The organism is Methylobacterium tardum (genome assembly GCF_023546765.1).
GTDB lineage: Bacteria > Pseudomonadota > Alphaproteobacteria > Rhizobiales > Beijerinckiaceae > Methylobacterium > Methylobacterium tardum.
In genome coordinates, this window is sequence record NZ_CP097484.1 from 3,929,306 (window position 1) to 3,948,832 (window position 19,527).

Genomic DNA, 19,527 nt, shown 5'->3' on the forward strand with positions numbered 1-19,527 from the left:
AGCGGGCACGGGCTGGATACAGTCGGGGTGTTCAAAAACTTGCGTCGTCAACGGGATAGCGCGCGATGCGTCAATCCTCGAACGGGTTGTGCATCAGGATCGTGTCGTCGCGCTCCGGCGAGGTCGACAGCAGGGCCACCGGCGCGCCGATCAGTTCCTCGATGCGGCGGACATACTTGATCGCCTGCGCCGGCAGATCCGCCCAGGAGCGGGCGCCCGCCGTGGTCTCGGACCAGCCGGGGATCACCTCGTAGACCGGCTCGACCCGCGCTTGTGCAGCCGGCTCGCCGGCAGGTGGTCGATCGGCTGGCCGTCCAGCATGTAGCCGGTGCAGACGCGGATCTCCTCGAAGCCGTCGAGGATGTCGAGCTTGGTCAGCGCGATGCCGTGGATGCCGGAGGTGCGCACGGTCTGGCGCACCAGCACGGCATCGAACCAGCCGCAGCGGCGCTTGCGCCCGGTATTCACGCCGAACTCGCGGCCGCGGCTGCCGATGGTCTCGCCGATCTCGTCGAACAGCTCGGTGGGGAACGGCCCCTCGCCCACCCGGGTGGTGTAGGCCTTGGCGATGCCCAGCACGTAGCCGATCGCGCCCGGGCCGAGGCCCGAACCCGTCGCCGCCTGCGCGGCCACGATGTTGGAAGAGGTCACGAACGGATAGGTGCCGTGATCGACGTCGAGCAGCGCGCCCTGCGCGCCCTCGAACAGGATGCGCTTGCCGGCCCGGCGCTCCTCGTCGAGCAGCGCCCAGACAGTGTCGGCGAAAGGCAGGATCTTCGGGGCGATGGCCTTCAGTTCGGCGAGCAGCGCTTCGGCATTGACCTCGTCAATGCCGAGGCCGCGTCGCAGGGCGTTGTGATGGGTCAGCACGCGCTCGATCTTGGCCGGGAGCGCGTCGGGGTCGGCGAGGTCGGCGACGCGGATCGCCCGGCGCCCGACCTTGTCCTCGTAGGCCGGCCCGATGCCGCGCTTGGTGGTGCCGATCTTCAGACCGGCATTCGCGGTCTCGCGGAAATGATCCAGCTCGCGGTGGAGCGGCAGGATCAGCGTGGCGTTGTCGGCGATCCGCAGGGAGGTGGGCGAGACCTCCACCCCTTGCGCCTTGATCCGCTCGATCTCGTCGACGAGGTGCCAGGGATCGACCACGACGCCGTTGCCGATCACCGAGAGCTTGCCGCCGCGGACCACGCCCGAGGGCAGCAGCGCCAGCTTGTAAGTTACGCCGTCGATGACGAGCGTGTGGCCGGCATTATGCCCGCCCTGGAACCGGACGACGATGTCGGCCTGCTCGGAGAGCCAGTCGACGATCTTGCCCTTGCCCTCGTCGCCCCACTGGGCGCCCACAACGACGACGTTGGCCATGCCTGCCTGCTTACCCGCGACGGAAACCGGGACGCCGCCGCCCGCGGGTGCGGGCGCCGTACGTCGTGAGCCGTTTCCGCGATCCGGGCAGCGAAATCAAGCAACTCGCCGCATGGCAGCCGGTATAGCTGCCGTGCGGATGCCTACTTCGCCTCGGTCCCCGGTGCGCGGCCGGGCAGTTCATTGGGCTTGATCACCGGCATCGAGCCGGACTGGTCGGGCTTGACCACGGTTCCGGTCGTCCCCGCCTCCGGCGGCTTGATGACGCCGTCGTTCTGCTGAAGCTTGTCGCTGAGCGACTGGTCCTTGGGCGGCGCATTCGCGCTCGGACGGACGCGATCTGGCGGCGTCTGCGTCCCGGACGGGACGGCCGGATCCGAATCGCGCCCTTTCAGCGGCGCATCGGGGTTCTGGGCATAGGCAGGCAGCGCGATCAGGGTCGCCGCCATCGCTGCGAGCAGGAACGTCTTCGGCACGATCGGCCTCCCCTCTCAGGACACGAATTCGGGGAGGAACAGCCGGGGGCGGCATCCGTTCCTGCCCCCGCCGAAGCGGATCGCCTCGCGGCCCGGATCCCGACCGGCGCCGTCCCGAGAGTGGCCGCTCGGGCTCAGCCCTGGCGCGCCGTCTCGATGTACAGCTCGCGCAGGCGCCGGGTCAGCGGGCCGGGCCGGCCCTCGCCGATCCGTTTCCCGTCGATCTCGGCGACCGGCATCACGAAAGCCGAGGCGCTGGTGTAGAACGCCTCCTGAGCCTCGTAGGCCTCGGCGACCGGGATCAGGCGCTCCTCGATCCGCAGATCGGCCTCCTGGGCGAGCCGCAGCACCGAGGCCCGGGTGATGCCGGGCAGCAGGGCCGTGGACAGCGGCCGGGTCACGAGAACCCGCTCGCGGCTGACGATGAAAGCCGTGGAGGACGAGCCCTCCGTCACCGCCCCGTCCTCGACCATCCAGGCCTCGGCGACGCCGGCCTCGGCCGCCTGCTGCTTGGCGAGCACCTGCGCCAGAAGGGCCACGGACTTGATGTCCCGGCGCTTCCAGCGCAGGTCCTCGACGGTGATCACCCGGGCGCCGCTCTCGGCGAGCGGGTTGGCCAGCACGGTCTTGGCTTGCGTGAACATCATCACGGTCGGCGCGACATCGCCTTTCGGGAAGGCGAAGTCGCGCTCGGCGACGCCGCGCGTCACCTGCATGTAGACCAGCCCCTCGGTGACGCCGTTGCGGGCGACCAGCTCAGTCTGCAGGCGCTCCCAGCCCGCGGCGGCGTGCGGGTTGCGGATGCCGATCTCACCCAGGGAGCGATCGAGGCGCGCGAGATGCGCGGCGTTGTCGACGAGCTTGCCGTCGATGATCGCGGAGACCTCGTAGATCCCGTCCGCGAACAGGAAGCCGCGGTCCATGATCGGCACACGGGCCTCCTCGAAGGGGAGGAATGCGCCGTTGAGGTAGACGATGCGGGGTGAGGTCACGGATTGCCTTCCTGTGTTCGTCGCGGGCCCAAGCAGGAATCGTGCGGCGCTCAGGCCGCGCCGAACACCCGCGCAAAAATCGTGTCCACGTGCTTGAAGTGGTAGCCGAGATCGAAGCACTCCTCGATCTGCTCCGGCGAGAGCGCGGCGGTGACCTCGGGATCGGCCTTGAGGAGCGCCAGGAAGTCGCCCTCCCCGCGCCAGACCGGCATCGCGTTGCGCTGGACCAGGCGGTAGGCATCCTCGCGCGACACGCCGGCCTGCGTGAGCGCCAGCAGGACCCGCTGCGAGTGGACGAGGCCGCCGAGCCGGTCGAGGTTCTTCTGCATGTTGGCCGGGTAGATCAGCAGCTTCTCGACCACGCCGGTCATGCGGGCGAGCGCGAAGTCCAAGGTCACGGTCGCGTCGGGGCCGATCATCCGCTCGACCGACGAGTGCGAGATGTCGCGCTCGTGCCAGAGCGCCACGTTCTCGAGGGCGGGTGTGACGTAGCCGCGGACCATTCGGGCGAGGCCGGTGATGTTCTCGGTCAGCACCGGGTTGCGCTTGTGCGGCATGGCCGAGGATCCCTTCTGACCCTCGGAAAAGAACTCCTCGGCCTCCAGCACCTCGGTGCGCTGCAGGTGGCGGATCTCGATGGCCAGGCGCTCCAGCGACGAGGCGACGACGCCCAGCGTGGCGAAGAACATCGCGTGCCGGTCGCGCGGAATGACCTGGGTGGAGACCGGTTCGGCGGTCAGGCCCATCTTCTCGGCGACGTACTGCTCAACGCGCGGATCGATGTTGGCGAAGGTGCCGACCGCTCCGGAGATCGCGCAGGTGGCGACTTCCTCGCGGGCCGCCACGAGCCGGCTCCGGTTGCGCTCGAACTCGGCATAGGCCTGGACAAGCTTGAGCCCGAAGGTCACCGGCTCGGCATGGATGCCGTGCGAGCGCCCGATGGTCGGCGTGAGCTTGTGCTCGACGGCCCGCGCCTTCAGGGCGGACAGCAGCGCGTCCACGTCGGCGATGAGGATGTCGGCCGCGCGCACGAGCTGCACGTTGAGGCAGGTGTCGAGCACGTCCGAGGAGGTCATGCCCTGGTGGACGAAGCGCGCCTCGGGACCGACGATCTCGGCGAGATGCGTGAGGAACGCGATCACGTCGTGCTTCGTCACCGCCTCGATCGCGTCGATCCGGGCCACGTCGAAGACGGCGTCCCTGCCCTTCGCCCAGACGGTCTCGGCGGCCTCCTTCGGCACCACGCCGATCTCGGCTAGCGCCGTCGTGGCGTGGGCCTCGATCTCGAACCAGATCCGGAACCGGCTCTCGGGCGACCAGATCGCGGTCATCGCGGGGCGGCTATAGCGGGGGATCATGGAGGCCTCGGCACGGTCCGGATTGCGTGCGAGGCCGGTAGCATGCGGCGGGCCGGCCGCTCAATGCATACGGATCATGCCCGTGGGACACGGGTTGTGGAGCGACCTCACTCGGTCCGCACCCAGCCCTGTCCCATCAGCCGCTCCTGGGGCCGGAAGCGGGACTTGTAGTCCATCTTGCGCGAGCCCTCGACCCAGTAGCCGAGATACAGATACGGCAGGCCGAGTTGGCGGGCCCGACGGATGTGGTCGAGGATCATGAAAGTCCCCGGCGAGCGCCCGGCCTCCGTGGGATCGTAGAACGAGTAGACCATCGACAGCCCGTCGGCGAGGACATCCGTCAGGCAGAACGCCAGCGGCGGGCCCGAGCCGCGCCCGGTGATCGCCGTGTCCGGTCCGTGCCGTCGGTATGACACCAAGTGCGTGTCGACGTGGCTGTCCTCGACCATCATGGCGTAGTCGAGGACGGTCATGTCGACCATGCCGCCATCGCCGTGGCGCGCGTCGAGGTAGCGGCGGAACAGGGCATACTGCTCCGAGGCCGGCCGGTTCGGCTCCGGGGTGCCGACCCAATCGGTGTTGCGGGCGAGGATGCGTCGCTGGCTGGCGCTCGGCACGAACTCGTCCACGACGACGCGCACGGAGACGCAGGCGCGGCAGGTCTCACAGGCCGGGCGATAGGCGATAGTCTGCGAGCGGCGAAACCCGCCCTGGGTCAGGATCTCGTTGAGGTCGCGGGCTCGGCGCCCGACCAAGTGGGTGAACACCTTCCGCTCCTCCTGGCCCGGCAGGTAGGGGCACGGCGAAGGCGCGGTGAGATAAAATTGCGGCGTATCGCGGGGATGGCTGGTCACGCTTCTTCTGGACCCTGCGCCGGATGCATCCTCTCGGCGCCGGCATACCAGTGTACAGGTGGCGTGGCCGGGCTCAATGCCTCCGGCCACCCGGCCCGCGGGTTTTTCGTCGCGTCAGAACGTCCTCAGCGCGCGTGGACGACCGCGAGGCCGAGCAGCAGATCGTGGCCGAGCCGTCGGTCGGACCGCATCAACCCGAAGGCGATGTCGACGCACCAGAGCAGGAAGGTCGAGATCGCCACGTAGAAGAGCAGCGCGTGGACGGCCGCCGTGATGATGTCGACCCGCGCTCCGCTCTCGGGCGCGATCGTCCGCAGACCCATCAGCCGCTGGCCGATCGTGCTCTGCTTCGCGCCGCCCACCGTGATCGCGCTGTAGATGATCCCGCTCGCCGGCAGGACGGCGAAGAGCGTCCATCCCAGGCCGAAGGTCACGACACCGACGACGGTGATCAGCAGCGTCAGCAGGACCGTGAACCCGAAGATGAACAGGATATCGAGAAGATACGCCACCGTCCGGCCGCCGAGGCTGGCCCGCACGAAGGGAACCGGCAGCGAGGTCGCGTAGCCGGGTGCATCGAAACGCTGCGCGTAGCCGGGTTGAGGGTTCTGCATGGTGTCGCGTCCTGCAAGCGAGGCTGCAGCCGGAGAGGTGGGTGCGCCCCGCGGAAGCCGCAAGGGCACCGGATTCTGCGTCACCGTTCGGCCGGGTCGCCGGCCTCGGCGTCGGGCGTGTCGAGATAGAAGCGCTTGAGCATGTAGAGCGAGGGGCCCGACAGGCTCGTGCTCTCGGTGGCGAGAGCCACGAGGGTCGATCCGGCGTCGAAGCGGCAGGTCAGCCAGTGCTGCCGGTTGCCGTCGGCATAATCGACCCGCACCGTGTTGGCGGCCGGGCCGGTGGCGGCCCGCAGCAGGCGGATCCCGGCCTGGGGCGCGATCGCCGGAAGGGCCCGGCGGCAGGTGGCGACCCGCTCGCGCCGCAGGGTGTCCTGACAGGCGGCGAGCCCTCCGAGAAAGCCCGCCACCACCGCGGCCCCGAGGAGCCAGCGGTGCAGGCGCCTCACGGCTGGCTGCGCAGACGTTCGGCGACGCGGGGGGCGTGATAGGTGAGGACCCCGTCGGCCCCGGCCCGCTTGAAGGCGAGCAGCGCCTCGACCATCGCGCGGTCGCCGTCGAGCCAGCCGTTCCGGGCGGCGGCCTCGATCATCGCGTACTCGCCGGACACCTGATAGGCGAAGGTCGGCACCTGGAACTCGTCCCGGACGCGGCGGATGATGTCGAGGTAGGGCAGGCCCGGCTTCACCATCACCGAGTCGGCCCCTTCGCCGAGGTCGAGCCGGACCTCGCGCAGGGCCTCGGCCGAGTTGCCCGGATCCATCTGGTAGGTGCGCTTGTCGCCGATCAGCGCCGCCTTGGTGCCGATCGCGTCGCGGAACGGTCCGTAGAAGGCGCTGGCATACTTGGCCGCGTAGGCCATGATCTGCACGTCGAGGAACCCGGCCTTGTCGAGGCCGGCCCGGATCGCGCCGACGCGCCCGTCCATCATGTCGGAGGGCGCGATGATGTCGGTGCCGGCCTCGGCCTGGATCAGACTCTGCTCCACTAGGACCGCCACGGTCTCGTCGTTCAGGATCGCGCCGTCCTTCATCAACCCGTCGTGGCCGTGGCTGGTGTAGGGGTCCAGGGCGACGTCGGTCATGATCCCGACTTCCGGGACGGCGCGCTTCACGGCGCGCACCGCCCGGCAGACGAGATTGTTGGCGTTGAGCGCCTCCGAGCCCGTCGGATCGCGCAGCTCGACCTCGGTGAACGGGAAGAAGGCCACCGCCGGGATGCCGAGCCGCGCCGCGCGCTCCGCTTCGCGGACGATCTCATCCACCGAGAGCCGTTCGACACCCGGCATGGAGGCGATCGGCTCGCGCCGCCCCTCGCCCTCGATAACGAACATCGGCCAGATCAGGTCATCGACCGTGAGCGTGTGCTCGCGGACCAGGCGGCGCGACCAATCCGCCTTGCGGTTGCGGCGTGGCCGCTGAGTGATCTTCAGGCCCTCGACACGGGCACCCTCGCGGGCGGCCTCCACGGCGATGGGACGCGGCTCTGGCAATGTGTCTGACATGCGGCTTCGCTACGGTTCGCGCGGGCAATGCCGCGGACGGCCGGCGCACCGGCGCCGAAGGCGTGGGACTAGCATAGGGGGCGGACAGGGCGAAACCCGACCGTTGACGCAGCGCGACGGAACCGCTTCAACCCGGCGCATCCCTCACCGATCGACCAGGATCCTGTCCCCGAACATGAACCGGCTCTCCGCACCCGCGAGCGCGTCCTAGTGCCCGGCTACCTTCCGATCCGGCGCAAGGCGCCCCGGCCCGGCGAGATCCCGACCGACCGGATCGAGCGCGCTCAGGGGCCGACGCCCGGCACGTGGGACACGGTGCTCATCTGGTTCATGCGCATCACGGCGCTCGCATGGCTTCTGAAAAGCATCCTGGCCTGGGCAACGATCCTCGACGTGCTTCCCGGCGCGCGGCCGTTCGAGGTCGAGCCCTTCGGCCGGCAGGCGGCGATCGTCTATTTCGCGGTGGTCGACGCCGCGGCGGCGATCGGGCTGTGGCTCACCAGCGCCTGGGGCGGCGTGATCTGGCTGCTCGCCGTGACGTCGGCCATGACGCTGGCGGTTCTGACACCGCAACTTCTACCGCTACCGGTCCCCCTGCTCGTATTCGGGGCCAGCGTGGTGACGTTGTACTTCCTGCTCTCCTGGCTCGCCGCCCAGGAAGCACGGTGAACGAAATGTTCTGATCTTCGCTTCAGTTTGTCTTTACCTCGAAGAGTAAATCGCGAATTCATCCTGTCGCTTAAATCGCCTTTCATTCCCGAGCCCTAGCTTCACCAACATCAGCCGCCCCGCATTGTACGGAGTGGCAGCATCAGATGGCGAGGCAGAGATGAAGACCCAGAGCGCCCGAGTCGCGAAGATCGAGGCCCCGGAAGAGGCGTCGTCCGCGAAAGGCTCCTACCTGGAGGCACTCCACCTCGTGGAGCGGCTTCACCGCCGGTTGCTCGACGTGATCAAGGACGAGTTCGAGCGCCGCGGCCGCGAGGACGTCAACAGCGTCCAGGCGCTGCTCCTCTACAACATCGGCGACAAGGAGCTGACCGCGAGCGAGCTGCGGACCAAGGGCTACTATCTGGGTTCCAACGTCTCCTACAACGTCAAGAAGCTCGCCGAGGCCGGCTACCTGCACCACGCCCGCTCGAAGACCGATCGCCGCTCGGTCCGGATCAGCCTGACCGACAAGGGTCGTCAGGTGCACGAGATCATCCAGGGGCTCTACGACAAGCATGCCCGCACGATCGCGCCGATCGGCGGCATCTCGGACGACGATTTCGGCCGGCTGAACCAGGCGCTGGGCCGCCTCGAGCGCTTCTGGACCGACCAGATCCGCTACCGCCTCTGACGGACCGTCAGAGGTTGAGGAGCCCGAGGATCCCTGCGATCACCGCGTAGGCGAACCCGGCATTGATGGCGACCCCGAACAGGCCGATTACGAGGCCGCCCATGACCACGACCCCGTCGCGCTCGACGAGGCCGAGACCAACGAGGCAGACGGCGAGACCCAGCGGGATCTGTCCCACGATGGGCGCGGCCACGATCAGCGCCAGCGCCAGGGCCAGCAGGACGATCCCCATGCCGCGCATGCCGAGCGCGGTCTCGAAGACGCTCACGCGCGGCCGTGACCAGCGCTCCAGCCGCCGCAGGATCGGCACCGCCCGGGTGACCGCGCGCCGCACGTCGGCGAGGGCGATGGAGCGGCCGAGCAGCATGCGCGGCAGCCAGGGCGCCGACATGCCGGCCGCGATCTGAATCGCCACGAGCAGCAGAAGCAGGCCACAGATCAGCGGGATCGGCGGCGGCATCGGCAGGCAGTTCGGCAAGCCGAGCAGCACGACCAGCAGCGCGAAGGCGCGATCCCGCAGGACCGCAACGATGTCGCCCACGGTGAGGCGCTCGCCCTCCTGGCTTGCCAGCACCGTGAGAACGTCCGACGTGCGTGCACCGGAGGTCAAGGATCCGCCAACCTTCGCTTTCCAGCCGGGGGCTCTAGCCGAGAACCTTTGGCACGCCAAGCACGGCAGATTCGCGACAGCGCGCCGGCCCTTGCCGGGCAGCGGCGACCCACCTCAGGATGCCGATAGACGCCTAGGTAAATCTCAAGTAATTTCAAGCATCGCGCCCGACCTCTCCAACGTTTGCCTCAGATCCTGTGCAGACGCGCGATGTTTGCAGGGGATCTCCCAAAATAAGACCTGCAGATGGTCCCGGCATCGTCTTAGCTTTCTGGCTCGAAGTCCGGGGGCAGAATCGTGCGATGCCGCGCAATTCGGCGATAGGACGTAAATTTCCCGGCATCGCCGTCATAGTTGCTCTGGGTTTTGCGATGCATCCACGCGCGACTTCCGCTGGGGAGATCGACACCCTCCTGTTCGGCAGCCTCGATGCGAGCGCGGCGACCTTCCTGACCCTCGGGGCAAAGGCGGCGTGGGGCGCGCGCGATCAGGACGGTTTCGTCGCGCTCGCAAGTCTCGGCGGCGGACATCGCGACGAGCGCGGATCCACCGCGGCACGTCAGCGCTATACGGCGAGCGCCGCCTTGGTCGTCGGCTACCAGTGGTTCTTCGATTGGGGCGTCGTTGCTGCCTACGCCGGTCCTGAGGGCGTTCGGGAGATGGTGCTCGACGGTCGCGGCCTGTCCGCGCTGGAACCGCATCTCGGTCTTCGCCTGCAGGGCGAGATCTGGGCACGGCCGACGACGGCCACGCTCGTGCAGGCGAGTGCGGTGGCGGGCTCGGCACATGACAGCGTCTGGGCGCGCCTCGCCTGGGGTTGCCGCCTCTGGGACACGTATCTTGGCCCGGAGGTGGCCGCCTACGCAGACGGCACGGGCTATCGCAAATGGAATCTCGGCCTACACGGCACGGATTTCGCCCTGGGCCGCTACAGCTTCCGGGTGTCGGCGGGCCTGTAATCCGAGACCGGCCGGCGCGGACCCGGTCCTTATGTGGCGCTCGCCGTGTGGTCGCCCTGGTGAAGCGCGGCGGGCTCGCTGCTCAAGGCCTCCAGGAAAGAGGCCGCGTCGCGCCGGATCTCCGCGCGGCGCTTGTCGCCCAGACCGCGCAGGGTTCGATACGGCATGATCATCCGCTGATTGCCGGCCAACCGCTCCTCGTTCTCGATCAGGAAGTTCCAGTACAGATAGTTGAACGGGCAGGCGTCCGGCCCGGACTTGACCTTCACGTCGTACGCGCAGGCCGCACAATAGTCCGACATCCGGTCGATATAGGCGCCCGAAGCCGCGTAGGGCTTCGAGCCCATCACGCCGCCGTCGGCCCAGAGCACCATGCCGTGCACGTTGGGCAGCTCGACCCATTCATAGGCGTCGGCGAAGACGATCAGGTACCACGCCTCCACCTGCGCCGGATCGAGCCCGGCGATCAGGGCAAAGTTGCCGGTGACCATGAGGCGCTGGATATGGTGCGCGTAGGCGTGGGCGCGGGTGTCCGAAACGACCTGCGCGATGCAGTTGAGCTTGGTCTCGCCCGACCAGTAGAACCACGGCAGGGCGCGGCCGGCCTGAAGCGCATTGGTCTCACGGTAACCGGGCATCCGCGCCCAGTAGACGCCGCGCACGTATTCGCGCCAGCCAAGGATCTGCCGGATGAAGCCCTCGACGCAGTTCAGCGGTGCAACCCCGTCGCGATAGGCTCGCTCGGCGGCCCAGCAGATCTCCTCCGCGGTGAGCAGACCGGCATTGAGGGCCGGCGACAGCAGCGCGTGATAGAGGAAGGGTGCGCCGGTCTTCATCGCGTCCTGGTAGTCGCCGAAGGTCGGCAGGCACACGGCGATGAAATGCCTGAGCGCGGCGAGCGCGTCGGTTCGCGTGACCGGCCAGGAGAAGCCGGCCAGGTCGCCGAAATGGTCGCCGAACTCCTGCTCCACGAGAGCGATGACGTCGCGCGTCAGCGAATCCGGCTGAAAGCCGATCCGGTCCGGCGGACGATGCGTCTTCGGCAGGCGCTTCCGGTTGTCGGGATCGAAGTTCCAGCGGCCGCCGGCGGGTTCGGCACCATCCATGAGCAGGCCGGTCCGGCGCCGCATGCCGCGGTAGAAGGTCTCCATGCGCAGGTGGTGCCGGCCCTCGGCCCAGCGAGCGAAATCCTCGCGCGGGCACAGGAAGCGGTTGTCGGACCGGATCTCCAGCGGCACCGGCAGGATTTCGCGCCAGTCCTGCATCATCTCCCAGACGCGCCACTCGCCGGGCTCGGTGACCACGACCCGCTGCGGGCGATGCCGCGCGACCGCGCGCTCCAGCTCGCCGGTGAAGCTGCCGGAATTACCGGGCTCGGTCAGCCGCACGTAATCGACCGTGATCCCCTCGGCCTCCAGTTCGGCCGCGAAGTGGCGCATGGCGGCGAACAGGAAGGCGATCTTCTGCTTGTGGTGGCGGACGTAGGTCGCCTCGTCCCGCACCTCGACCATCAGGACGACGTCGTGCTCGGGGTCGATGTCCACGATACTGGACACGAGCCGGGTGAGCTGGTCGCCGAGGACGAGACGCAGCGTCGACCGGGCCGGGCGCGGCGGGTCCGCTCTTGCCGGCATCGCCTCAGCCCTTGGCGTTGAACGTCGTTTCGTCGCAATCAGCGGCGGCGGTCGACAGGGGCGCGGGATTCCGGGCGGCCAGAGGCAGGGCATACCTGCGAGCCCACAGTGCTCGCGCCGCCGCGCGGCCGATTCCGCCCGTCCCGCCGAAGATCATCACCCGCCGCACGCGGAGCCCTCCTGCTACCCATTCCGTCGCGATCAAGGTAAGGCCGATGGCGCCCTCGGGCAGGCGGCCGGGACCGCGCCCTCCACGTGCACAAGGTCGCAGGCGGGAAGCATGAAGTTCGCGTTTGCCGGCATCGACTTCTTGGGTGGCGTCTTCGAGGGGCTCCTGGATGCCGGCTGGACGCCGGTGAAGCTGTTCACGAGGCCCTGCGACGGGATCTACGACCACAACGAGGTGATCGTCGCCCGCGCCCGATCGCTGCGCCTGCCGATCCAGCTCTCGCGCATCCGCGAGACCGACATCGCGGCGCTTCAGGCTGAGCACGGCAAGGATTGCGCGCTCGTCGTCGCCGGCTATCCCTGGCTGGTGCGGGGTTGGCGCGGCCGCCTCGGCTACGGCCTCAACTTCCATCCCTCGCCCTTGCCGACTGGGCGCGGTCCCTACCCGCTCTTCCGGGCCGTGCTCGACCAGTACGAGACCTGGGGCGTCACGGCGCATGTGCTCGCCGACGGTTTCGACACCGGCGATATCCTGGCTCAGGAGATCTTCCCGTTGAGCCGGCAGGAGAACCACGAGACCTTGCTGGCGAAATGCCAGATGGCGGCCCGGCGCCTCGCCGCGGGGCCTCTCGGTCGCGACCTCCCCAATCGCTGGCGCCGGGCCGAGCCGCAGGGCGATGGTTCCTACTGGCCCCGTGCCACGGATGCGGACCGCACGCTCGATTTCCGTCAGGAGGTGGATGCCGTTCTTCGGCGCGTGCGCGCGTTCGGCACCGTTGAGACCATCGCGCGCCTCGGCGATGCGCGGGTGTTCGTCGCCGAGGCCCATGGCTGGCGCGAGCGTCACGGGCACACGCCCGGCTCGGTCGTCCACCGCCATCGCCGGCACGTGGTTGTGGCGGCACTCGACGGCTACGTGCAGATCACCCGCTGGTCACCGGTCCCCCTGGCGGAGGCCGGCCAGATCGGCCGCTGACCGGGACCGTTCCGGGAACCGATCGGCGGCCGCGCGGGTTTCAGGCTGCCTCGAAGGTCACGGAGATCGCCATGTCCACACGCGCAAGCCCCGCCGCGTCCCTCGGCTTCGCCGCCCTGTTCACCAGCTCGGCCTTCGCCCAGGCCGTGATCGTGGCGCCGGACGATTTCGGGCCGGACGACGACGTCATCGTCCGCGACTACATCGTGCGCCGCCCGGTCGGGCCCGGGCCGATCGTCGGCTCGATTCCGCTGCGACCCGGCAGCATCGTGCCGGCCGATGTTGAACTTGCACCCTTCACGGACGCTCCGAATCCGCGCCTGCGCCGCTTCGGCTACTTCGTGGCGCCGGGCGACAAGATCGTGGTGGTCGATCCCGCCACCCGCGCCGTGGTGCGCATCCTCGACCGCTGACGTCCCCGCGCTTCTACCAGTCGCTGAGCGTCGCCCGCTTCCAGCGGTTCGGGGCGACGCAGCGATATTCGTAGGCGGCGTCCCAGGCGTGTTCGCCGGGATTGCAGGGTGCGCTGCTGCTCTGCGGCGGCCGCGGCATCGCCTCGCGAACGCTGGCTGCCTCGACCTGTCCGGTATCGCTGACCCGGAACACCGGCGCGCCGCCCAGGCCGTAGACGAGATCGCGCCCGTCGAAGCCGAGGCTGCGCGAGAAGCCACCGTCCCGGTTCCCGTCGAGGCCGATCGACTGGCCGGAGCCGAGCAGAATCGCCGGGCCGGTGAAACGACCAGCGGCGGCATCGATGCCGATGCCGTAGGTGCCCTCGCCCTGGAACGAGAAGCCCCGGTCGGTCACCGAGCCGGTGAGATTGCCCATCAGGATCCCGTACCCGGTATGGGCACCCGGCACCCCGCCGGTCGAAATCTGAAGACCGACGCGCTGGCGGTTGCGGTCGGTGGTCGGCGACTGTGCCGAGACGTCGACCTCGGCGCCGATGCAGGAGGCAACCGGATCGGGCTCGTCGGTCGTGTCCACGCAGTTGAAGTTGCCGGCCCAGGATGGCCCCACCGGCCCCAGCCCGTTCGCCTCCTTGAAGATCGTCCCGTTCACCGCGACGTTCTGCGCGCCCGTACTGGCGAGGGCGCGATTGTGCAGCTCTCCGGTGATCGTCCACTCGTAGCCGGCATTGTTGGGACCTGACGAGCCGAGCGCCCAGATCGCCTTGTAGGTGTGGGTTGCCTCACCGGATCCCTCCGGCACGTGCCGGTCGACCCGCAGGGTGGACACCGGATCGAAGCCCTGCGGCCGGTTCCACAGGAAGACGTGGCCGCCGTCGATCCCGGGCAGACCGGTCCCCTGGACGTTGCGGGAGAAGTTCGGTGGCCACGCCGGCGCTGCAGCCGGTGTCTGCGGCTGAGCAGGCATCTCGGCGATCGCCGAGCCCTGCGGAGCCATCAGGGTTCCGGCCAAAAGCAGCGACAGGAGAGTAGCACCGGAGCAAGTGCGCATGATCGGATCCGACCTTCGTTTGGCGCCCCTCGGGATCGAACCGGCGAAGGTGCCCGCGTCCAGATAGGCAGCGCCCTGCCCTCGGCCATGGCCATGGACATCGCCGGATCTCGATGCCTGTCCCGAAGGCGCCCGGTCATCCGCGCAGAACGAAGCCCGGAAGGTCGGCGGATTTCGATCCGAATTGATCGTCAATGATTTCTTAGCGAAATCAGAAGAATATTCCGGATATTGCCATCTCGGCCCACCTGCGCAGGGACATCGCCGATGTACCGAACTGCAAAGCCGAGCCAAAATTTCGCCGAGCGGCGCGCGACCGAGCGGAAGCCGACCGCCCTGCTGGCCTTCGTCCAGCATCCCGACGGTTCGAGATCCGCCTGCCGGGTCAAGAACATTTCGGACGACGGTGCGATGCTCGAGTTCCTGGGCGCGCAGGCCGTCGTGCTGGCGCCCACCTTCGATCTCGTGCTCACTGGCGCCGAGATGCGCTACGCGGTCACGTTGGTGTGGCGCGAAGGGCAGAGCGCCGGCGTCCGATTCTGACTCGGACAGGTCTGATGGGCGATGCAGCCGACCTCAGGCTGCCAAGGCGGCCATCAGCGTGAGCCCGGCGGCAGGCAGCGTCAGTGCGAGAACCGCGAAGGTGTCGAGGGGCGCGGGATGGCTGGCGGCGAGCCAGCGGTGCTCGGCGAACTTCTCCGCCGCGAAACCCGCAAGCACGAGGCTGCAGCCGACAAAGGTCACAAGCGCGGACATCGGCCGCCGCCTCTTCCAAACGCCGCGCAGAACGTTGCGCCTGATCGAAGTACCCCGAAGCAGCCCATAAGGTTTCACCGAACGGCGGCGGCGTGGGCGAAAAACATCGCGGGCAGCCTCTGCCCGGCCTCAGGCACCGGCGGGCTTGCAATCCGGACCGGTTCCGTCGAGGCGGGTGCGCGACTTGTCCGGCGGGGGCATCGCCGGCACGACAGGAGGGGCGGACCTTTCATGAAGAGCGGCAACGGCGTCGCCGTCGGGCATGAGGGCTGGCTGTACTGGGTCGGGCGCGCTCGTGAGGTCGAGACCTTCTACGGCGACACAGCGGCGTCGCGTCGGATCCTCGGACGCTGGGCCCGCCTCATCGCCCGGCGCGCTCGCCGTCTGGACAAGCTCGGCATCCGCCACGTGCACACGGTCGTGCCCGACAAGCTCGCCGTCTATCCCGACCGGCTCGGCCGTCCGTTTCCCGGTCTCGACGATCCACCGGGCGTCCGCCTCGGCCGCTTGGTTGCTCGAGACAGTGCGGCCGTGATGGTAGACCTGCTGGCCCCCTTGTCCGCGGCGCGCGCCGAGGAGCCGGTCTATCTTCGGACGGACACGCACTGGACCTATCGCGGCTATCTCACCGCCTATCGCGCCCTCTGCGAGGCGCTCGACGCACCGGTCGCAGAGCACGTCTTCGCGGGCTCAAGCCAGCTGGAGCGCTTCACGTTCGATCTCGGCGAGAAGCTGACGCCGCCGATCGACGAAGAGTACGTCGCCTACGATTTCCCGCGCCGCGCGGAACGGACCGAAGCGAACGCGCTGGTCCGGGTCCGCGAGACGGGTCAGGCTGTCCGGCTGCGCGGCTTGTTCGTCGGATCACGCGTCGTGCTGACCAACCCCCAAGCGCCCGATCCGCGTCGCGTCGTCCTGTTCGGCGACTCTTACATCTACAGCCCGGGCGCGCGCCTGACCGCGATGCTGGCGGAGACCTTCGCGGAGGTTCACGCGATCTGGTCGGCCAATATCGACTGGGCCTATGTCGAGGCGGTCCGGCCGGACGTTCTGATCTTCGAGATCGCGGATCGTTTCCTGCGGCAGGTCCCGACGGACCGGATCCGCATCGATGCCTTCGCGGAGGCGCGCGCGCGCCGGGCGGTGCGGCCGACCCTACGCGCGCGGATCCAAGGCTGGTTGCGCTAGGCCATCCGTCCCGTCGAGACCGTGTAGGGGCTACCCGCGAAACGAAAGACCCCCGCCGCGCAGGCGCGGCAGGGGTCCAGAAATTTCGCAGCCGTGAGGCTCCTCAGTAGCCCCGGCCGTAATAGCCCGGACCGCCGCGGTCGTAGGCCCCTGCGGCGGCCGCACCAGCCGCCGCGCCCGCGATACCGAGGCCGATCGCGGCACCCGTCGAGAGGCCGCGGTGACGCCGGTAGCCGAAGTCGCGATGGCCGCCGTAGCCGCGGTCGTAGCCCCGGCCGTATCCACCATGGTGGCCGCCGTAGCCGCCGTATCCATAACCCTGCGCCTGGGCGCCGGTGGCGCCGATCGCTCCGACCGACAGAGCCAGGGCGGAGATGAGAGCGAGCTTCCGCATCGATGTCTCCTTCGCTGTTGCGTTGGACGACCAATGCCAAAGGTGTTGATGGGTTCCGATCTTTCCGGGATGGCTCCGGCGCCTGCGCCATTTGGCGCGCTCGTGCCAACGGATCCGAGTTGGCGCTTCATCCGCCGGCCGAACTGGTCGCCACTGTCCGCTTGCGACCAGATTCGGGACGACCGCTTCCCATCCGGAGCAGCCCGTCAGGGAGACCGCCCGGATTGGCCGCGGCTTGCCAAAAGGGCGGACCTTCCGGTGTCCGCGCGGCGAACGCGTGGCGCAAAATGGGGTCGAGCCGGCGACCAAGCGTCGCCGCACCCGGCCGCATCCACTATCCTCGGCTCGACCGCAGGCGAGCGACCTCGCTCGGCCCGATCTCCAGGTAAAGGCGGATCGCATCCTCGGCGAGGGCGTCGGGCGTGACCCCCGCCGCCTTCGCGGCCCGCGTGACCTGAAGGCCGAGCGCCAGATCGATGCGCAGCTCGGCTTTCTGGCTCGGCGACGCTGGCGCCGCGGCAGGCGCAGGGAGGGGCGCGGCACTGTTGCGCGACTCGAGCTTGCCGAGCTTGGCTTCGCGACGGCCCCGGTGGACGAGAGCGTCGGCGCGCTCATTCAGACGGTCGCCGGCATGCCCCCGGACCCAGGTCCATTTCACGTCGCGCGCAGCATTGAGTTCGTCGAGGCGCTTCATGAGGTCGATGTTCTTCACCTCACCCGTCGTCGTGCGCCAGCCTTTCGCCTTCCAGCCGCGCATCCATTCGGTCACCGATTTGACGACGTACTGGCTGTCGCACCGCATCTCGATGGCGGCCCCGGCCGGGAAATGCTCGAGGCCCTTGATCGCGGCCGTCAGCTCCATGCGGTTGTTGGTCGTGGTGCCGGGCTCCCCGCCGCACAGTTCGACCGTGCCATCCGGGGCCGCAATGACGACCCCCAACCGCCTGGACCGGGGTTCGGGTCGCAACCTCCATCGGCATAAACGATCGTTCGCATCGTGGCGTCGGCCCTTCCGTGTGGGGTGGTCGATGGGAGGCCGCCATCGATGCCCGAAATTGGCTGACAGATGGTATCCCTAACCCCGGCCCGGTGCCGCTGGAGGGCGGCGCGCCGCGCAGCCGATCGACCGCCGATGACACGCAGCAGGCATGGGGCGGGTCGGTAAGACGCGGGTGTCGCCAATCTGCTGCTCCTGACCGTGAGGCTCCCCGCAGGGCTTGAGTCGAAACCCGGTCGGCGTGGCAATGCGTGGTGCTGCTTCCCCTCCCCCGGACCGTGGAGGTGTCCGCTTCCGGCTTGATCGATCGAGTGACAGCGGATGCCTGGTGCGGATGATTTTGCGACGGCGGGTCAAAGGGCTTTCCGAAGGGTGCTTCGTGCGCGAATCTTCGGACCGGAGCGCAACACGCCGAGCCCGGAATCTTCGGTAAGCGGAAGCGCTCCTCAGCGCGACTCGGGGTCGTGTCCCATAGCGTGGTGTAGCTTCGGCGTGGCCACCACGATCACCGGCCTGGGCCGGATTGATCAGGCTGCCAGGGTGGGCAGGCTGACGAGAGGATCATCGCCGATTGGCGCGATGCTTTCCAGGGTGATGTAGCGGGAGCGCTGGACGGCCCACTCGTCGTTCTGTTCCAGCAGGATCGCGCCGACGAGGCGCGTGATGGCCGCCTCGTTGGGGAAGATGCCGACCACCTCGGTCCGGCGTTTGATCTCACCGTTCAGGCGCTCCAGCGGGTTTGTGGAGTGCAGCTTGACCCGATGCTGGGTGGGGAAGCCCATATAGGCCAGCACGTCCGGCTCAGCCTCGTCCATCAGGGCGGCGAGCTTGGGGACCTTCGGCCGGAGCTGATCAGCCACGCGCCGCCACTGCTGACGGGCCGCCTCGGCGTCGTCCTGGGCAAATGCCGTGGCGATGAAGGCCGAGACGACACGCCGCCCGCTGCGTCCGGCATGGGCGAGCACGTTGCGCATGAAGTGGACACGGCAACGCTGCCAGGTGGCGTTCATTACCTTGGCCACCGACGCCTTGATGCCCTCGTGCGCGTCCGAGATGACCAGCTTGACCCCGCGCAGGCCGCGGCGCGCCAGCTTGCGGAGAAAGTCCGTCCAGAACGTCTCGGCTTCGGAGGGACCGACATCCATGCCCAGCACCTCGCGACGGCCGTCGCCGTTGACGCCCACCGCCACGATCACCGCTACCGAGACGATGCGGCCGTCCTGGCGCACCTTCACGTAGGTCGCATCGATCCAGAGGTAGGGCCACTCGCCCTCGATCGGCCGGTCGAGGAACGCGCCCACGCGCTCGTCGATCTCCTGGCAGAGCCGGCTGACCTGGCTCTTCGACACACCCGTGCCACCCATGGCTTGGACGAGATCATCGACCGAGCGGGTTGAGATGCCCTGGATATAGGCCTCCTGGATCACAGCCGTGAGCGCCTTCTCGGCCATGCGTCGAGGCTCCAGGAAGCCCGGAAAGTAGCTGCCCTTGCGCAGCTTCGGAATGCGCAGCTCGACCGTGCCGGCACGCGTCTGCCAATCCCGGTCACGGTAGCCGTTGCGTTGGACCAGCCGCTCGGCGCTCTTTTCGCCGTGGGCCGCGCCGGTCAGGCCACCGACCTCCAGCTCCATCAGGCGTTTGGCCGCAAAGCCGATCATCTCGCGCAGAAGATCTGTGTCGGCGCTCTTCTCCATCAGCCCGCGCAGGGCCATCATCTCGTCGGTCATCGGGGGTCTCTCGGGTTCGAGGTTGGTGCTCGCAACCCCACCCTACCTGGCAACCGCCGATGACCACCCCGCGAGAGATCCCGCCTGCTACAGCGCTGTCAAGGGCGCGCAGGCGGGCTCTCCCGCTACCGGCGAGCTACACCACCTCCAGGGAC

21 protein-coding genes and 2 pseudogenes are annotated in these 19,527 nt (G+C 68.6%); 7 read left to right on the forward strand and 16 right to left on the reverse strand.

Translation table 11 applies throughout. The features are described 5' to 3' along the window. Positions 1-70: 70 nt before the first annotated feature. The 8 genes and pseudogenes from M6G65_RS18780 to hemB form a co-directional block, all read right to left on the reverse strand. Positions 71-1,362 (reverse strand): annotated as a pseudogene (locus tag M6G65_RS18780) (adenylosuccinate synthase). A gap of 143 nt (positions 1,363-1,505) precedes the next feature. After that, complete coding sequence (locus M6G65_RS18785; RefSeq protein WP_238199229.1) at positions 1,506-1,838, reverse strand: hypothetical protein; 333 nt, start codon at positions 1,836-1,838, stop codon at positions 1,506-1,508. A 134-nt stretch (positions 1,839-1,972) separates the two neighbouring features. Continuing rightward, positions 1,973-2,830, reverse strand: coding sequence for a D-amino-acid transaminase (locus M6G65_RS18790; protein ID WP_250102708.1), 858 nt, complete (start codon positions 2,828-2,830; stop codon positions 1,973-1,975). A gap of 50 nt (positions 2,831-2,880) precedes the next feature. Next, complete coding sequence (gene purB, locus M6G65_RS18795) at positions 2,881-4,188, reverse strand: adenylosuccinate lyase (RefSeq protein ID WP_238199227.1); 1,308 nt, start codon at positions 4,186-4,188, stop codon at positions 2,881-2,883. A 107-nt stretch (positions 4,189-4,295) separates the two neighbouring features. Next, on the reverse strand, positions 4,296-5,042 hold the full coding sequence (locus M6G65_RS18800; RefSeq protein ID WP_238199226.1) for an arginyltransferase: 747 nt from the start codon (positions 5,040-5,042) through the stop codon (positions 4,296-4,298). Between the two features lie 125 nt (positions 5,043-5,167). Then, positions 5,168-5,656, reverse strand: coding sequence for an RDD family protein (locus tag M6G65_RS18805; RefSeq protein WP_238199224.1), 489 nt, complete (start codon positions 5,654-5,656; stop codon positions 5,168-5,170). An 80-nt stretch (positions 5,657-5,736) separates the two neighbouring features. After that, a complete protein-coding gene (locus tag M6G65_RS18810) occupies positions 5,737-6,105 on the reverse strand; it encodes a hypothetical protein (protein ID WP_192707440.1) in 369 nt (122 codons plus the stop codon). After that, positions 6,102-7,160 (reverse strand): porphobilinogen synthase, encoded by a 1,059-nt coding sequence (hemB, locus tag M6G65_RS18815; RefSeq protein WP_250102709.1) that lies wholly within the window; start codon positions 7,158-7,160, stop codon positions 6,102-6,104. Before hemB ends, M6G65_RS18810 begins: the two co-directional genes overlap by 4 nt. Positions 7,161-7,370: 210 nt before the next feature. Between hemB and M6G65_RS18820 the strand changes: the two genes are divergently transcribed. Continuing rightward, positions 7,371-7,829 (forward strand): DUF6163 family protein, encoded by a 459-nt coding sequence (locus M6G65_RS18820; protein ID WP_373323883.1) that lies wholly within the window; start codon positions 7,371-7,373, stop codon positions 7,827-7,829. Between the two features lie 160 nt (positions 7,830-7,989). Continuing rightward, positions 7,990-8,502, forward strand: a complete 513-nt coding sequence (ldtR, locus tag M6G65_RS18825; protein ID WP_250102710.1) for a transcriptional regulator LdtR — start codon at positions 7,990-7,992, stop codon at positions 8,500-8,502. A 7-nt stretch (positions 8,503-8,509) separates the two neighbouring features. Here the strand turns inward: ldtR and M6G65_RS18830 are convergent, their stop codons facing one another. Then, entirely contained in the window at positions 8,510-9,076 is a 567-nt protein-coding gene (locus tag M6G65_RS18830; protein ID WP_192707800.1) for an exopolysaccharide biosynthesis protein, read from the reverse strand. A 407-nt stretch (positions 9,077-9,483) separates the two neighbouring features. Between M6G65_RS18830 and bcsS the strand changes: the two genes are divergently transcribed. After that, positions 9,484-10,071, forward strand: a complete 588-nt coding sequence (gene bcsS / locus M6G65_RS18835) for a cellulose biosynthesis protein BcsS (protein ID WP_238199220.1) — start codon at positions 9,484-9,486, stop codon at positions 10,069-10,071. Positions 10,072-10,100: 29 nt separating this feature from the next. Here the strand turns inward: bcsS and M6G65_RS18840 are convergent, their stop codons facing one another. Together M6G65_RS18840 and M6G65_RS18845 are read right to left on the reverse strand one after the other, a co-directional pair. After that, on the reverse strand, positions 10,101-11,705 hold the full coding sequence (locus M6G65_RS18840; protein WP_238199218.1) for a cryptochrome/photolyase family protein: 1,605 nt from the start codon (positions 11,703-11,705) through the stop codon (positions 10,101-10,103). A gap of 4 nt (positions 11,706-11,709) precedes the next feature. Further along, positions 11,710-11,874, reverse strand: a complete 165-nt coding sequence (locus M6G65_RS18845) for a hypothetical protein (protein WP_238199217.1) — start codon at positions 11,872-11,874, stop codon at positions 11,710-11,712. A 111-nt stretch (positions 11,875-11,985) separates the two neighbouring features. Here M6G65_RS18845 and M6G65_RS18850 point away from each other — a divergent pair, with 111 nt between their 5' ends. Together M6G65_RS18850 and M6G65_RS18855 are read left to right on the forward strand one after the other, a co-directional pair. Continuing rightward, positions 11,986-12,849, forward strand: coding sequence for a formyltransferase family protein (locus M6G65_RS18850; protein ID WP_238199216.1), 864 nt, complete (start codon positions 11,986-11,988; stop codon positions 12,847-12,849). Between the two features lie 71 nt (positions 12,850-12,920). Further along, a complete protein-coding gene (locus tag M6G65_RS18855; RefSeq protein WP_238199215.1) occupies positions 12,921-13,262 on the forward strand; it encodes a hypothetical protein in 342 nt (113 codons plus the stop codon). Between the two features lie 13 nt (positions 13,263-13,275). On the opposite strand, the gene M6G65_RS18860 is transcribed toward M6G65_RS18855, so the two are convergent. Next, the gene (locus tag M6G65_RS18860) at positions 13,276-14,310 is read right to left on the reverse strand and encodes a hypothetical protein (protein WP_238199214.1); all 1,035 of its coding nucleotides are present in this window, start codon (positions 14,308-14,310) and stop codon (positions 13,276-13,278) included. Positions 14,311-14,577: 267 nt separating this feature from the next. Here M6G65_RS18860 and M6G65_RS18865 point away from each other — a divergent pair, with 267 nt between their 5' ends. After that, positions 14,578-14,853: a PilZ domain-containing protein gene (locus M6G65_RS18865; RefSeq protein ID WP_250102711.1), complete on the forward strand. Its 276-nt coding sequence runs from the start codon at positions 14,578-14,580 to the stop codon at positions 14,851-14,853. 33 nt (positions 14,854-14,886) lie between these two features. Here the strand turns inward: M6G65_RS18865 and M6G65_RS18870 are convergent, their stop codons facing one another. Then, complete coding sequence (locus M6G65_RS18870) at positions 14,887-15,066, reverse strand: hypothetical protein (RefSeq protein WP_238199212.1); 180 nt, start codon at positions 15,064-15,066, stop codon at positions 14,887-14,889. Between the two features lie 231 nt (positions 15,067-15,297). On the opposite strand from M6G65_RS18870, the gene M6G65_RS18875 reads away from it, so the two are divergent. Beyond that, positions 15,298-16,254, forward strand: a complete 957-nt coding sequence (locus tag M6G65_RS18875) for an alginate O-acetyltransferase AlgX-related protein (RefSeq protein ID WP_238199211.1) — start codon at positions 15,298-15,300, stop codon at positions 16,252-16,254. Positions 16,255-16,357: 103 nt separating this feature from the next. Here M6G65_RS18875 and M6G65_RS18880 read toward each other — a convergent pair whose 3' ends face one another. From M6G65_RS18880 to M6G65_RS18890, 3 genes and pseudogenes are all read right to left on the reverse strand, one after another. Next, complete coding sequence (locus tag M6G65_RS18880; protein ID WP_238199210.1) at positions 16,358-16,648, reverse strand: hypothetical protein; 291 nt, start codon at positions 16,646-16,648, stop codon at positions 16,358-16,360. A gap of 334 nt (positions 16,649-16,982) precedes the next feature. Beyond that, a pseudogene (locus tag M6G65_RS18885) lies at positions 16,983-17,644 on the reverse strand (ribonuclease H family protein). Positions 17,645-18,172: 528 nt separating this feature from the next. Further along, positions 18,173-19,372 (reverse strand): IS256 family transposase, encoded by a 1,200-nt coding sequence (locus M6G65_RS18890; protein WP_238200371.1) that lies wholly within the window; start codon positions 19,370-19,372, stop codon positions 18,173-18,175. Positions 19,373-19,527 lie beyond the last annotated feature (155 nt).

Coding starts and splice junctions, on each gene's coding strand:
- M6G65_RS18860 (WP_238199214.1), bottom strand. CDS start 14,310: ATGCGCACTTGCTCCGGTGCTACTCTCCTGTCGCTGCTTTTGGCCGGA.
- M6G65_RS18840 (WP_238199218.1), bottom strand. CDS start 11,705: ATGCCGGCAAGAGCGGACCCGCCGCGCCCGGCCCGGTCGACGCTGCGT.
- M6G65_RS18870 (WP_238199212.1), bottom strand. CDS start 15,066: ATGTCCGCGCTTGTGACCTTTGTCGGCTGCAGCCTCGTGCTTGCGGGT.
- hemB (WP_250102709.1), bottom strand. CDS start 7,160: ATGTCAGACACATTGCCAGAGCCGCGTCCCATCGCCGTGGAGGCCGCC.
- M6G65_RS18865 (WP_250102711.1), top strand. CDS start 14,578: ATGTACCGAACTGCAAAGCCGAGCCAAAATTTCGCCGAGCGGCGCGCG.
- ldtR (WP_250102710.1), top strand. CDS start 7,990: ATGAAGACCCAGAGCGCCCGAGTCGCGAAGATCGAGGCCCCGGAAGAG.
- M6G65_RS18805 (WP_238199224.1), bottom strand. CDS start 5,656: ATGCAGAACCCTCAACCCGGCTACGCGCAGCGTTTCGATGCACCCGGC.
- M6G65_RS18890 (WP_238200371.1), bottom strand. CDS start 19,372: ATGACCGACGAGATGATGGCCCTGCGCGGGCTGATGGAGAAGAGCGCC.
- M6G65_RS18875 (WP_238199211.1), top strand. CDS start 15,298: ATGAAGAGCGGCAACGGCGTCGCCGTCGGGCATGAGGGCTGGCTGTAC.
- purB (WP_238199227.1), bottom strand. CDS start 4,188: ATGATCCCCCGCTATAGCCGCCCCGCGATGACCGCGATCTGGTCGCCC.
- bcsS (WP_238199220.1), top strand. CDS start 9,484: ATGCATCCACGCGCGACTTCCGCTGGGGAGATCGACACCCTCCTGTTC.
- M6G65_RS18880 (WP_238199210.1), bottom strand. CDS start 16,648: ATGCGGAAGCTCGCTCTCATCTCCGCCCTGGCTCTGTCGGTCGGAGCG.
- M6G65_RS18850 (WP_238199216.1), top strand. CDS start 11,986: ATGAAGTTCGCGTTTGCCGGCATCGACTTCTTGGGTGGCGTCTTCGAG.
- M6G65_RS18855 (WP_238199215.1), top strand. CDS start 12,921: ATGTCCACACGCGCAAGCCCCGCCGCGTCCCTCGGCTTCGCCGCCCTG.